Origin of the sequence: Bordetella flabilis, from assembly GCF_001676725.1 — a bacterium.
Classification (GTDB): Bacteria; Pseudomonadota; Gammaproteobacteria; order Burkholderiales; family Burkholderiaceae_B; genus Bordetella_C; species Bordetella_C flabilis.
In genome coordinates this window covers 1-12,827 of sequence record NZ_CP016173.1, presented here as the reverse complement: position 1 = coordinate 12,827, position 12,827 = coordinate 1, and the positions used below count along the sequence as shown (strand labels likewise).

Annotated in this window: 13 protein-coding genes; 9 read left to right on the top strand and 4 right to left on the bottom strand. The window is 56.8% G+C overall.

Features of this window, described 5'->3' with window-relative positions:
• Positions 1-3: 3 nt before the first annotated feature.
• From BAU07_RS26105 to BAU07_RS26075, 7 genes are all read left to right on the top strand, one after another.
• On the top strand, positions 4-1,107 hold the full coding sequence (locus BAU07_RS26105; protein ID WP_066665783.1) for a type II secretion system F family protein: 1,104 nt from the start codon (positions 4-6) through the stop codon (positions 1,105-1,107).
• Between the two features lie 27 nt (positions 1,108-1,134).
• Positions 1,135-1,713 (top strand): type 4 pilus major pilin, encoded by a 579-nt coding sequence (locus tag BAU07_RS26100; RefSeq protein ID WP_066665782.1) that lies wholly within the window; start codon positions 1,135-1,137, stop codon positions 1,711-1,713.
• 4 nt (positions 1,714-1,717) lie between these two features.
• Positions 1,718-2,473 carry a prepilin peptidase gene (locus tag BAU07_RS26095; protein ID WP_084026121.1) on the top strand — a complete coding sequence of 252 codons (756 nt, stop codon included), beginning with the start codon at positions 1,718-1,720 and terminating at the stop codon, positions 2,471-2,473.
• A gap of 2 nt (positions 2,474-2,475) precedes the next feature.
• On the top strand, positions 2,476-3,432 hold the full coding sequence (locus BAU07_RS26090; protein WP_066665780.1) for an ATPase, T2SS/T4P/T4SS family: 957 nt from the start codon (positions 2,476-2,478) through the stop codon (positions 3,430-3,432).
• A gap of 28 nt (positions 3,433-3,460) precedes the next feature.
• Positions 3,461-4,753: a shufflon system plasmid conjugative transfer pilus tip adhesin PilV gene (pilV, locus tag BAU07_RS27695; RefSeq protein WP_066665779.1), complete on the top strand. Its 1,293-nt coding sequence runs from the start codon at positions 3,461-3,463 to the stop codon at positions 4,751-4,753.
• Positions 4,754-4,834: 81 nt separating this feature from the next.
• The gene (pilM, locus tag BAU07_RS26080; protein WP_066665777.1) at positions 4,835-5,287 is read left to right on the top strand and encodes a type IV pilus biogenesis protein PilM; all 453 of its coding nucleotides are present in this window, start codon (positions 4,835-4,837) and stop codon (positions 5,285-5,287) included.
• A gap of 39 nt (positions 5,288-5,326) precedes the next feature.
• Entirely contained in the window at positions 5,327-5,911 is a 585-nt protein-coding gene (locus tag BAU07_RS26075) for a YcbK family protein (RefSeq protein ID WP_066665955.1), read from the top strand.
• Positions 5,912-6,450: 539 nt separating this feature from the next.
• Here the strand turns inward: BAU07_RS26075 and BAU07_RS26070 are convergent.
• From BAU07_RS26070 to BAU07_RS26060, 3 genes are read right to left on the bottom strand one after another with little or no spacing between them, the layout of a single operon-like run.
• Positions 6,451-7,317, bottom strand: a complete 867-nt coding sequence (locus BAU07_RS26070; protein WP_232338384.1) for a DNA adenine methylase — start codon at positions 7,315-7,317, stop codon at positions 6,451-6,453.
• Positions 7,314-8,087 (bottom strand): adenylosuccinate synthase, encoded by a 774-nt coding sequence (locus BAU07_RS27295; RefSeq protein WP_157122567.1) that lies wholly within the window; start codon positions 8,085-8,087, stop codon positions 7,314-7,316. The genes BAU07_RS26070 and BAU07_RS27295 overlap by 4 nt, the downstream gene beginning before the upstream one ends.
• Positions 8,088-8,095: 8 nt before the next feature.
• Positions 8,096-9,178, bottom strand: coding sequence for a recombination-associated protein RdgC (locus BAU07_RS26060; protein ID WP_084026120.1), 1,083 nt, complete (start codon positions 9,176-9,178; stop codon positions 8,096-8,098).
• A gap of 946 nt (positions 9,179-10,124) precedes the next feature.
• On the opposite strand from BAU07_RS26060, the gene BAU07_RS27010 reads away from it, so the two are divergent.
• Positions 10,125-10,295: a DUF3606 domain-containing protein gene (locus BAU07_RS27010; protein WP_084026141.1), complete on the top strand. Its 171-nt coding sequence runs from the start codon at positions 10,125-10,127 to the stop codon at positions 10,293-10,295.
• Between the two features lie 18 nt (positions 10,296-10,313).
• Complete coding sequence (gene ligD, locus BAU07_RS26055) at positions 10,314-11,312, top strand: non-homologous end-joining DNA ligase (protein ID WP_066665773.1); 999 nt, start codon at positions 10,314-10,316, stop codon at positions 11,310-11,312.
• Positions 11,313-11,642: 330 nt separating this feature from the next.
• Here the strand turns inward: ligD and BAU07_RS27630 are convergent, their stop codons facing one another.
• Complete coding sequence (locus BAU07_RS27630; protein ID WP_232338383.1) at positions 11,643-12,827, bottom strand: replication protein RepA; 1,185 nt, start codon at positions 12,825-12,827, stop codon at positions 11,643-11,645.

Below are 12,827 nucleotides of genomic sequence, written 5' to 3'. Positions count from 1 at the left end.
GCAATGTGGAAGCTTAGGAACAAGCACGGGTCTCCGAATGGAGAGTTGGCCGTCGGCTCCAGAGCAGGAACGCTATCGAACAACCAACGCATACGTTTATACAACCAGCTCTACATACACCTGAAGAATGGCAACAAGCTCGATGTCGCACTGACGGATATGTACGAGATCTACAGCGACGACGGGAAAAAGCCGCGTGACAAGGTAGCTCTCATGATGAGAGACATCTTGGCTGGAATGGATAACGGCATTTCATTCGCCAACTCGATGGCTCCTTACATCCCCGAGGGCGAGTATTTCCTCATATCTGCTGGTGAAAAGTCTTCCTACCTAAAGGAGGCAATGGTTCAGGCAAGCCGCTTCATCAAAGCCAAGCAGCGCATCGGCGCGTCGATGCGCAAGGCCTTCGTCTACAACATATTTCTATCGATCATGATGGTGGCCGTCCTGATCGTCTCCGCGTACTACCTGATTCCGCAGTCAATGGTCATGATTAAGCCTGCGCAGTTGACGGGATTCGCGTACGGGCTTTATGCGATGTCGCAGTTCGTTGTGAACTACGGAATCTATACCGTGGTTTTGATCATCGGCTTCATCTTCCTTGTTCGCTGGTCGCAGCCGAATTACACCGGCCGTCATCGGATCTTGCTGGATCATGTTTGGCCGTTCTCTCTTTACCGAACGGTGAACGGTGCAACCTTCCTCATCTCTCTGTCGTCGCTGATGCAGGCCAATGTTCAAACAGGCGATGCATTGAAAGAGCTCGCAGAACATGCCAGCCCCTACATCCGGCAACGAATCCTAGCGGCGCGGTCAGGTCTACACCATGGCGAAGGACTTGGCGATGCGCTTCACGTTAGCGGCTACAAGTTTCCGGATCCGGAGGCGATCAGACACCTGCGAATTCTCGGCGCAAAGTCCGGTGTAGAAACCGCCATCGCGCAGTTTGCGGATGACTGGCTCGAAGAGACGATCAAGAACGTCGAGAACATGGCCGAGGTCGTACGAAACGTCGGGATGATCATGCTTTTTTCGGTGGCAGGTGTTGTTGTGAGCGGCACGGCCTTGATTCAACGCGCATCGCAAAGTGCGATGGGCATCATGTAAACCCTTTTCCAAGCGCAGGAGCAAACTATGCAATCCGCTATCAAGATAAACGCCCTATCTTCCATCTCCAAGCGGCGCCGTGCTCGGGGATCTTTCATCACCGAATTCATGGGTACGTGGGGGCTGTATGCTCTGATAGGTGCCCTTGCCCTCGCTGCCATCGGCACCGCCTACATCATTTTCTGGGGCACGTCCGAAACGGAGAACGTCAGCCGTCTGTATTCCGGCGTGATGCCTCTGAAGAGCGCGCGCGGCGGCTATGGGCCCGAAGGTACCGACCTAGTGCCTGTGCTTGTGTCTACGGATGTGGTTCCGCGCAACATGAACGTCACGGGCACTGGCGCCTCTGCGCAGATCCGCAATAACTGGGGTGGCACTGTTACGGTGGTCTCCGCTGACGGCGGGCAGAAATTTACTATCTCGCTCGGCTCGGTCCCTTCGACGCAGTGTCCGAAGATGGTTCAAACGCTGTCCAACTCCGGTTCATTTTCTGCCATCACTGTGGGCTCAACCGCGATCACGGACATCCCCACGACGATTGCTGAGGCGTCGGCAGCATGCGGCACGGGCGGCGCGGTGGACATTGCCTTGACGAGCCAAAACTAACATCATGTCCGGCGCCAATCATCTGGACGGGTTGCTATTCTCAGGGGCATCGGCATTGGCGATCGCTTGGGTTGCCATGCTCGCCCCTTGGCTTGCGCGTTCGGCGGGCGCACGCCTACGCTCTGCACTTGCCCGAGACATCCAGGCGACGCGCGATGCGTCAGTCGATGAACTCATGCCTGGAGTGCTGTCGGCGAGAGCTCGCCGAGTCGCGGTACCCGTGCTTGGTGGCTTTTGGATCATGGCATTCGTAATGCTTTGGCTACGCGTTGGTATTTCATCGCCAACAGCATGGGCCTATTCCGTATTCATTGGGGCACTCCTTCTTCTTAGTCTCATCGACCTCGATACCCAGCTCCTTCCCAGCTCACTGGTGGGAAGCGTTCTGTGGGCTGGGATCTTCGCGTCTGCGTGTGAAATCGTGCCCCTTCCGGTTGAAAGAGCCATCTTCGGCGCCGCCGCTGGTTGGACCCTATTCTCCATCCCCAACTGGCTGCTTGCCGTGTCGCGAACAGGTGACCAGGTGGCCGTGGGGGAAGGGGATGTATCGCTGATCGCGGCGTGTGGCACATGGCTGGGCCCACAGCCTGTAATCATCGCCGGTTGTATTGCTGTTGTCGGTGCCCTAATCGTCCGCAGCATCATGGCTATGCGAGGTAGCAAGCACGAAGCGTTTGTCTATTTCCCGTTCGGACCCTTCATAAGCTTCGCTGTAATAGTCGTGATGTGCACCAATCCCTTTCATCTTTTCGTAGCGTAATCGTGTCCAGAAGACTGTGTGACATTGACTTCATCGACCTGTACCTGCAAACCGGATCCGCCTTTTTCAAAGGGCTTGCAGGACAAGATGCGTCGATCACCCCAGCCGGGGACGAGTTTCAGACAGAGATAGCCGAATTCAGAACGCTGTCCGAAGAAATGGCCTCAAGGACTGGGCGTCGCGAGTTCTCTTTCATACGCGACGACGTTCTCTATCGCGTCGCTGTTTTCTCTAACCCGCATCAAGGCGTGACGTACGTCATGCGTCAGAAAAAGCGGTGGGAGCGCACGCTCGCTGAATCTGGTCTCAGCTCCGCAACGCAAGAGGCTTTGCTGCATCCCGATCTGAAAGGCGCGGTGTTGGTATTGGGCGAAATGAGCTCTGGAAAGACAAGTACGATTTCCACTGCGATCGAAGCCCGATTGATAAAGCACGGTGGGCTCGCGCTTGTGCTGGAAGATCCAATCGAAACCAGGTTATCTGGCACGATCGGCAAAGGTCTGTCGCTGCAACTCGAAGTGGAAACGTATGCTGATGAACTTGTCCGGGGCATGCGAAGCAACGCGGACCTCTTCATGATCGGAGAGATACGCGACGGGGTCACTGCGGCAGAATTCCTGCAGGCGGGCAGCAACGGTCATCTTCTTTTGGCCTCCGCACATGCCCAGTCGATCGCGCACGGTCTCATCCGAATTCGCAGCCTTATTGGTGGCCCTGCTGCCGACGTAAACGCCATCATGAGCCAAAGCCTCGCGCTGGTCATCTACCAATCTCTGCGCCGCACTCCAAAGTCTAACGGGGAGGGCGTCAACTGTAGGCTTACGTCGGAGACTTTGCTCATATCCGGCGCACCTAATGAAGCCGCAATTCGAGAGAAGATCAACCAGGGAAACTTCAGGGCTTTGGCTGATGAAATCACCGCGCAGAAGAACGCGGTCCGTTGGAGTGGTACCGCGTGATAACTGAGTCCCAATAGGATTGGACGCAATGGCTACGATGAAACTCAAACATGCGGTGACCCGCCTTCGGAAGCTGCGCGCAGCAAAAGGTGGCTTTGCGGTCGAAGCAATCGGCGGCTTGACGCTGATCGCGTTGCTGGTGGGCTTTAGCATGTCCCAAATGACTACCAGCAACGACCAGAAGACAGCGCAGATTGTTGCTATACACCACAAGACAGTGGCGAATGCGGCAGCAATGTATGTCAAGGACCACTATTCGGATTTGCTCGCCGCCGCGCCCAGCGTCGGAAGCACGACAACCATCCCCTTTGCGACTCTGGTGACGAATGGCTATGTGCAGTCGTCTCTCTCACCTACCAACGTTTGGGGCCAGACGCTGAATGTACGGGTCACTCGCAGGAGCGTAGATCCTAAAGCGGTGCAGCTAGATCCCCTGGTGATAGGAGAGGGCGGTCAGGCAGCAAGTCACGAGCTGGCTCGCATGGTATCGCAGTACATCGGCGCAGAAGGGGGCTACACGGTAGCTGCCGGAGACTACTGCGGAACGAGCAAGGTGGCCGTGAGTACCTTGTGCGGCACACGCGGCGTGTGGGAACGTCCTGTTGCCGATTTCGGAGCAGCCGTTCCTGCCGGTCATATCGCAAGCGCCTTGTTTTTCAAGGACAGCATGGCGACAAATGATTATCTGTACCGACACCGTGTGCCTGGGAAGCCTGAGCTCAATACCATGGAGACCTACCTACAGTTGGGTACTGGGGCGAAGGCCGTGGTCGGACAGCCGTGCTATTCCGTTGCTGGCGATGCAAGCAGCCCGCTTCTTCAGAATGGTGCCGTAGCCTCTGCCGCCGATGGGCAATCGCTCTATTGCCGATCGGGTGTCTGGGCGCGGTCGCTGAACGTGACCGGGGACACCATGACCGGGCGGTTGCAGACGACACATAACGACTGGTCGGTCGTCGCGTTGGACCAGAATGGCAATGCGAATGCCGCAAAGCAGTCGGCGGTGGGGAGCCTTTACATCAACGACGCTTACATCAGGTCGGTAGGGATGTGGCTATCGCAAATCAATTTCAACGGATATCCAGGCCCGCAAGGACCGGCTGGACCTCAAGGCCCACCGGGATCGCCAGGCTCCACAGGGCCTCAAGGCCCACCTGGATCCTTCCCAGGGAATACCGGGCCGCACGGTCCCGTCATTTCGGTAGATTACCGTCTAGATCTTAGGTTGTCGCCGTATTTCTGCTACTACCAGACGTTCTCGGACGGAACCATCGTCGCTATCCGCTGCGACGTGCCCCCCAATGATAATGGCGCCGGGTAAAACACAATGGGATGTTCCAAAGCGCACGCCATACTGCACCTCTAAACGAGGAATTGTCCTCTCCGATTTTCGGATCCAAAAATGTATTTCTTGTCATACGTTCTCGCGGCACTGCTGGTGATGGGCGGTACTACGGCAACCATACTGGCAGAATCGCAATCTTCGGCTCAAGCCTCCTCGCAGGAGGTTTCCGCAGCGAGCATGCGCGTTATGGCTGGAATAGCGCAGTCGTTCATGGCAGCGCATTCCGCGAAGGAAGGCGAGATATCGGCGTCCGAGCTGGCTCCTTACACGCCCTCGTGGTTCCTGGGAGATTCACGAGTGAGGGTCATAGGACACAGCGGACGTGCGTACGTGTTTATCGCGCCTGAAAATGGAAACCGCATATCCGTCGATGACGTGATTGCAGGAGGCGATGCGCCCGCCACACTGGGCATTGCCTCGGCAGGAAAACTTATGGGTTCCCTGTCGGGCACTGTTCTGCTGGACATCCCAGCTGCAATTCCCGACGGTTCGTTGGTTTACGTGATGTGAGATAGAAGATTTCTGGTGCACATATCTAAGCTGGACACCATGTTGACGAACCACAAGGCAAGCGAGCTCCTGTCTCCAGATAGGAGGCAATTTCTGTTGAAGGCCTCCGTTCTTGGAGGGGCCACGGCAGCAGGCCTCCTGTTCCCCCCTGGCGTTCTGGCTAACGACTTCTGGCAACGCCCCAGGACGCTCTATCTCCGCCGCGCCGGTACCGACGAGCTCATTCGAGAAACATACTGGGCGGATGGGTCGATTGTGGGCCCAGGCTACCGGCGTGTATGCCATCTTCTACGCGATGTGAAAGCAGGCGTTGCCACGGACATGAGTCCTCGGCTTTTGGATATCCTTGCCGGCATACAGGGCTGGTTCCGCTCCTACAAGCAAGACCGCCTGATTGTGGTGACATCGGGTCTACGCACGGAGACCACGAACGCCAATACGGAAGGCGCTGTGAAGAACAGCAGACATAAGACGGGTGGCGCGGCCGACATCACCATTCCGGACGTGCCAGCCGACTATCTGGCTAAACTCGGCCTGTATCTCCAGGGCGGGGGAGTTGGTTGGTATCCAAATCGCCACTTCGTGCACGTGGACGATTGGAGGCAACGATTCTGGAAAGGGTGAATGACATTTGAACTGTGGCGAACGTTCAACAGTTCCAAGATGCAAATGTCAAAGGCCGCGAAAGCGGCCTTTTTGATTTGGTGTGCCCGCTGCGTCAAGCGCCAGGACAAGGCACCTCGGCATGAACCACCGGCGTATTGCTTTCGCTCCGGTCAGGCGCGTAGATGTCCCGATAGCATTGGGCGCCGCGTCTGTACACCACTTCGCCGCCGACAACAACGCGACGACTTCCCACGGTGCACGGTCCGCTACTTTGAACTCCTTCGCGTTCGTTGACCGTGCATCTGGCCACAATCGCATCGTCCCGATAGACACGACTGTCGCGCAGCACCTCCGTAGTGGTTTGGGGCGCGGCGCAGCCGCTTAAAAGCATTGCCGCGCCGAGAAAAGCGGATACGGTAAACACACCGTCCTGTGACGTTCTCATACCTGGTCCGGTCCTATTGATAGTTCTATCCAACGTGATAGTGAGTTGTAGGGCCCGCAACGGCACTTTCCTAGGCGGGGAAGGACTCACCATCGACACACGGCCAAAAGCCCTACAGCGCTCGAAATAACGGCCCTGCGTCGCCATACAACGCGTCATGGCAGGCCTGGTTCATCCACACCATCTCTGTTCGTTTGCCGCTTCCCCGACCAGCAGCAATAACGCTTTGCGTCGAATACGCGGGCCAGGCTGACAGCATCTCGCGATAAACAGGCGAGTCATAGCCAGACAAAACCACCATGCCTTGTAGGGCTTTCAGGCAGTCCAGCAGGCGTACGTGTTCGGTGTCGGTCATCTCGTACCGATAGTAGCGGCTCAATCCATGCATTTGCCGTGTCGAAAGCAAATATGGCGGGTCCACATAGTGCAGCGTTGTCGGCGCGTCGTGCATTGTCATGACATCCAGCGCATCCAGATTTTCGATAAGGACATTGGTGAATCGGTTTCCTACTGCCGACAATGACTCGGGGTACCGAGACCAAAGACTCCATGCAGTGCCGTATTCCCGCGCTGAGTCCACGCGAAAGCCTGTCTTGCCCTTCGTTGCACCAGCGGATCCAAAGCCCATCTGGGCCTTGATTGCTGTTCTCCTAGCCATTTCCACCGGATCGTCCGTTGGCTCGTATGCCAGGTCGAACTCGACGCGAGCGTAAGGTGTAAGCAGCAAGGCCTCGATAAGCCGCTCCCTCGATGCGGGATCACGCACAACCGAGAAGAAATTGGTTATCTCGCCGTCGATGTCGTTGTACACCTCGGCGTAGCTGCGAGGTTTCTGTAGCAGCACGCCCGCCGCGCCTCCGTAGGGCTCTACGTAGCATTCGTGTTCGGGAAAGAATTGGAGAATCCATGATGCCAGCCGAAATTTGGCGCCATGGTAGCGTATTGCAGGCCTGGATACGTCTGCCACTACGTCCATCATGAACTCGCGAGAAGAGAGGATTTTTCGTGGTCCCGGTAGCGCTCAAGCTGCTGTAGCAGCCTTGACGCGGTGCGCTCGACATCGAACGATGACGCGTGTTGAGGAAGACCGAGTGCCTTGGCAATTCTTTCGATTGCTGCGGACAGCCTGGCCGTCCGGTTGTTGGATTCCCTGAGCATTCCCAAGACCTTTTGGGGGTCTCCGGTGTTAGCCAGCGCCCGCACGAGCAGAAAATTTTCACGCGTGAGATTCACTTCTGGGAAGCGCCATTGGGTGGCCTGGCTCACGTATTCGTCGTCCCGACCCTTGAAATACAGAGCGTGCCCAGCAAGCGGCTTGACGTGGCCGCGCGGGTTCACTTGCAGCAGTCCCCAACCATCTGGGAGCTCGGCAGGATCAATCAGTCCCTCCGGAGCCATGTAGTAGCGCCAGGAGCCGACACCGCCCGCCTTGCGATGATGTTTTCGGGCATCGGCCAGAAAATCTGCCCTTGATACCTTGACCTCGATCAACACGCTTCCGTCAGTGGGCGCATACCCTGTATGGCGAAAGCCTATGGCATCAGGAATCTCGCCGTCGTGTCCGGTCTTGCACTCGCTGACCGCGACTGCGCAACCCGGGCCGCCTGCGGATCGCGCACGTTTGAGCCATCTGACGGCGATCTCGCACAGCGACCTGTGCAGGGTCTTTCCTGACGCCACAGGGTGCTGATTCATCGTGACTTCAGCTTTGCTGAGCGAGTGGGCAGTGCCTGCTCCATCGATGTTCATCGCGCCACCTATGCAAGGGCATGCCTGTCGGACGCGGGTGATATCGCATCGCCATCGGCAGAACTTCGTATGCTTGGGCGGTGCCCTTTCGAATCTGCACGGTGTACAGCAGCGATGCCAGCACGCTCTTTCGCTCGCGCATTGCCTGCATCTCCCGCGCCCTGTGCGGGCGCCTCGGGCGCAGCAGAAACGTCCGGTGCATGTTCGCCGCCCAACGCCTCGACCAGATCTGCAAGCAGTTTCGCGAGCTCGCCGGTCATCAGCGCCATGTCGGAATCGAATCGTTCATCGTCATTCTTCGAGATGGCATCAGGGCTTTCCTTCAACACATCCAAGGGCACGACGCGCTTGATGTCCAGCGTTTCTGTCAGCATGAATGAAACACGGTCGGCCCAGGTCATAGCCAGCCTCGTACATTGCTTGCCGGATTGGGTATGGCGGCGCACGTCTTCGGCGTCAATCGAATGCTTCACGTACCGTATGGCGGCGCGGCTCTCGCCCGACGCACGCAGCTCCGTGTCTTGGTCTATCGTGAAGTGGCTGGGCGCTTCGTCCGAGGCCAGCCAGTCGGTCATAGCGGAAGCGGGTGGCCGTGCTACGTGCAACGTTTCCAGAGGCAGCGGGTCCAGGGTTTTGGCCAGCATGCCGATCACCTCGTCCGCTTTGGCGGCAGCGGCTGCATCGATCACCAGCCACCGATTGACGGGATCAATCCATACCTGGGTGTCGCGGTACAGGCTGAAGGCGCGGGGCAGCAGCTCGTCGGTAACACGCTCCTTCAGCTCTTTCATTTGCTTCCTCCCTGGCTTGTAGCCTTGCTGCTCTTCAAGCTCCTGGGCACGCGCTCGTGTCACCTGATTCACCACGCTATTGGGGAGCAGTTTGGTTTCGGCGCGCAGCACGATCAGAATCTGACCGTTGACGACATGGGCAAGTCTTCCGTTCTCACGAGGCGCAACCCAGCCTAGTTTTTGCATTTCAAGCTCGCTTCCTGGTTGGAACGCCTGCTTAACCAGGTTCGCTTCCAGCTGGTCATTCGTCAGGGTCCATGCAGAAGACAGGCGATAGATCTTGAGATTCTTGAAGAACATAGTCCTCTCGCTCAGGTTGAAGCGGGCAGGGCGCCACGCAGATGCGATGTGGACTATACACCACTATCAACTTCACCCGTCAAAAAAACGAATTTTTTATGTCTAAAAACTTGGTTTTAGGGTTTGAATTTATTTCAGCCGACTGGGAGCCTTCGGGCGGTGGGCGACACGAAGTGTCGTCCATGGCGCGAAGGTTCGACGCGGTGGGGAAGCTGCGAATCGCGCAGCGACTATCCACGGACGCGTAGCGTCGGTGGATAGGCAGCTTATCCACGGCGAGGCGTAGCCTCACTACTAGGAATATAAAAATACTTGGGAAATACTTGGTGGTGGACTGCGGTGCCCAGAAAGGCCTTGTGTCACAGCGCATGTTGGCATTTCATCGCACCGGATTTATTGGTGTTTCATCGCATTTCGCGGTGGAGTTTCATCGTGGACAATATGCGATGAAATACAAACATTCTGTTTATTTTCAATAGCTTATGGTTTGTTGGTATTTCATCGTGGATAAGTTGGATTGCCCACAGCTCTATCCCGGGTGGCCCATAGATCCAGGCCTTTGAACCGCGCTGATTGTGCGTAAAGAAAGAGTGAAAAAGTAGGCGAAAAGTGAGATCTGTGTGTAGACATAGTGACGTTTGGCCGACTCCCTATCTGTCGTCCAACGGGCATGCCAAGAGCGGTGATGTCTGTTCGGGGACGGGTGGTCGCGGCGACGAGGATCCTGTAAAAGGTATCAAGTTTGAGGCTCTTCATCACGGCCCATCGCATGGCACCGGTTCGCAATTTCGCCATCTAGTTGACGGCATCGCGGCCACCATCAAAGAAGTGACCTTAATCCCAGCTCATTGGGTCCGGTAGGGGGGCCGATCCTGATTTAAGCCGCATGCGCGTTGCCCCTTCGGCACGTCGGTTGCTCGGCGGCGGGTTTTCAAGCGAGGATGTGATGGCAGACGACCTGCAGAACCGTGGACCTCAAGACCGGGCTCGGATCAACCTGAACGAGGAATGGGAAGTACGTTATTGGACACGCGAATTGGGCGTGACTGAAGAGGCTCTGCGCTCTGCGCTCTGCGATGCAGAAGGCAGGCTCCAGCAGCGTTCAAAAGGTCCGTGAGGCGTTGCAGGCCTGACGATGGCGCGGCTCCCCGAGTTCGTTAAGCCTCAACTGGCGACGCTTGTGCGGGCGCCGCCCAACGATCCCTGTTACGTTTACGAGATCAAGTACGACGGCTACCGCATGGTCTGCCGCATCGATCGCAAAGCGGTGCGGTTCTTCTCGCGCGACGCCAAGGACTGGACGGCAGAGGTGCAATCGTTGGCGGACGCGATCAGTGCGCTGAAACTTGGCACCGGTTGGTTGGATGGCGAACTTGTCGTGCTTGACGAGAACGGGATACCAGACTTCAACCTCCTGCAGAATATGCGCAGCAGAAAGGTTGCAAGGAACGTCCGTTTTGTCGCCTTTGACATCCCCTTTTGGGGCGGGAAAGACTTACGGGAGTTGCCTTTCATCGAACGCGCTGCCGCCCTCGAAGAGCTGCTTTGCGATCTTCCAGCCAATGGCCCGATCATAAGAAGCAAAGTGGTGGACCTTTCGGACCCTGGTGACGCGGCAGGCCTGCACAAGCAGGCCTGCAAGATGGGCTTGGAAGGTCTTATGGGAAAGCGCAGGGATGCGCCCTATCGGGCGGGGCGCACCAACACCTGGATCAAGCTTCCGTGTCGAAAGAAAGATGAATTCTTGATCATCGGATGGTCTACGGCCGAAGGCTCTCCCAGTGCGTTCGGATCTCTCCTGCTTGGGCAGTATGACGATGCCGGCCAGGTCCATTATGCCGGCAGAGTAGGGTCGGGCCTCGGCGGCAAAACGATTAACCAGCTCTTGAAGCTCCTGAAGCCGTTAGCTGCCGACAAGGCGCCTATCAAGGAGAGAATTCCATCTGCACGTTCGGCAGTCGGGCGTAACGTGACGTTTAACTGGGTGCGGCCCGAGGTCGTAGTTGAAGTTGCCTACAAAGAGCGCACGAAGGGAGGCCACCTGAGACATTCGTCGTTTCTCGGCTTGCGGAAAGACAAAGGTGCCTCTGATGTGTGTCCTGAGAAGTTGGGACGGCCAGCGAAAAGCGCTTGAAGTGCGCTCCCCAGATATCAGGGAGGACAAGCTCGGCTTGACGACCTCAGGGAATCAGCAGCGACCCATCCTTACGTAAAAAAAGCCGCTTGCGCGGCTCCGTATTCGGTGGCCCGCCTTTGAGGCCTACTTCGGCGGCTGGACCAGGGCTATGAGGTCTTTGACTTTGACCGGCTTATTGGCCTCGGGCCTCGCCGCATTGAGCAAGCAAGCCAGTCCCATCATAAGAAATAAGGAAGCGACAAACTCATCTTGGGCGAGAAACCACCTGACGGACGCGATAAAGGTCAGAAGTGCAAGGGTGACGAATAGGTACTTGAGTTTCATCTTCTAGCGCGAGATGGAAGAGATGTGGCTCTTGGATGGGATGAGGGTGAGTTTTTTCGAGTCGGTTGTGACCTTCGCCTCTGGATACACGGCCATGACGCGTCTGAGCTGCGTTTTGAAAGCCGAGATGAAGTTGCGGAGGCCCTGCGCATCGTTGGCATAGTTGGCGCCGAATTGCCATTTGATTTGGTCCCATGAAATGGGAGTGGGGTAGGCAATCGAATTCAGGCGATATGTCAGCCACACGTATATGTCGATGGCTAGAGGGGAGGTGAGCTTGTGAACGACGCGCAAATCGATCGGGACGCTGTGCTCCATGCACTCTTGAAAGAAGATCTCGGAAAGCGTAAGGCGACTTTCCCAGGCTGACTTTTCGTGTGGCTGATGTGGGCTCCATAGCAACATGCCGTCGCGTGTGAGGTCCACGTTCTTCCAGTGAAACTGGGAGTCTGGTGTCCCTGTCAGCGTGATGCGTGATGTGAACAGCCTCACGGCCTGGTCCTTAAGCCGGGTCAGGTCGCCGCGTTCGCCGCCGCCGCTGTTTAAGCCCAGCTTTCGGGCGAACTCGGCTTGCGACCGCCCGAGCTCTATTTCGGGCTTTTCTGTGCGCTTGGCCTCTGTGCACAGGAAGGTAGTGATGATGCGTGGAATCTTGCCGAACGGCAGCCCGATGTCGGGGTCATTCATGATGGTAAGCGCAATGTTGCCGTTCTTGCGTTTGAACACTGCGCTGTTGATGTCGCTATGCGGTAGCGACGCATAGATCATGGCCGTGGCGATAAAACCGAGCTGCCCGTGTTCCGCAGCATTCTTTTTCTCGATCTCAAGTGAGAGCTCAAAGAGGTCAAGTTCCTGCTGGGTTTTTGGCCGTTCGCGCCAATTCACGGGTGGTCGGCCGCGTCGTTTCGCTGGCGAATCCGCCTGGCTGGTCGCGGCGGTACCATGAGGCGCCCCATGTTGCGAACCCATGGCATGTACTGATGCAACAGGGGAAACAGGCACTTCTTCGGAGGGGAAAAGGCCCGGGACTTCAACCGAGTTCGCGGAGGGCCAAATGCCGTTGTTGACCTTCGGAGTGCCGATGCCTCTGGCAACGTTCATTTTCTGAACGAGCTGGATTCCTTCATTCCGCTCGCCGCCCGCATCGACATACCTGTCAACCCATGCGGATTCCTCAATGCTCAGCAT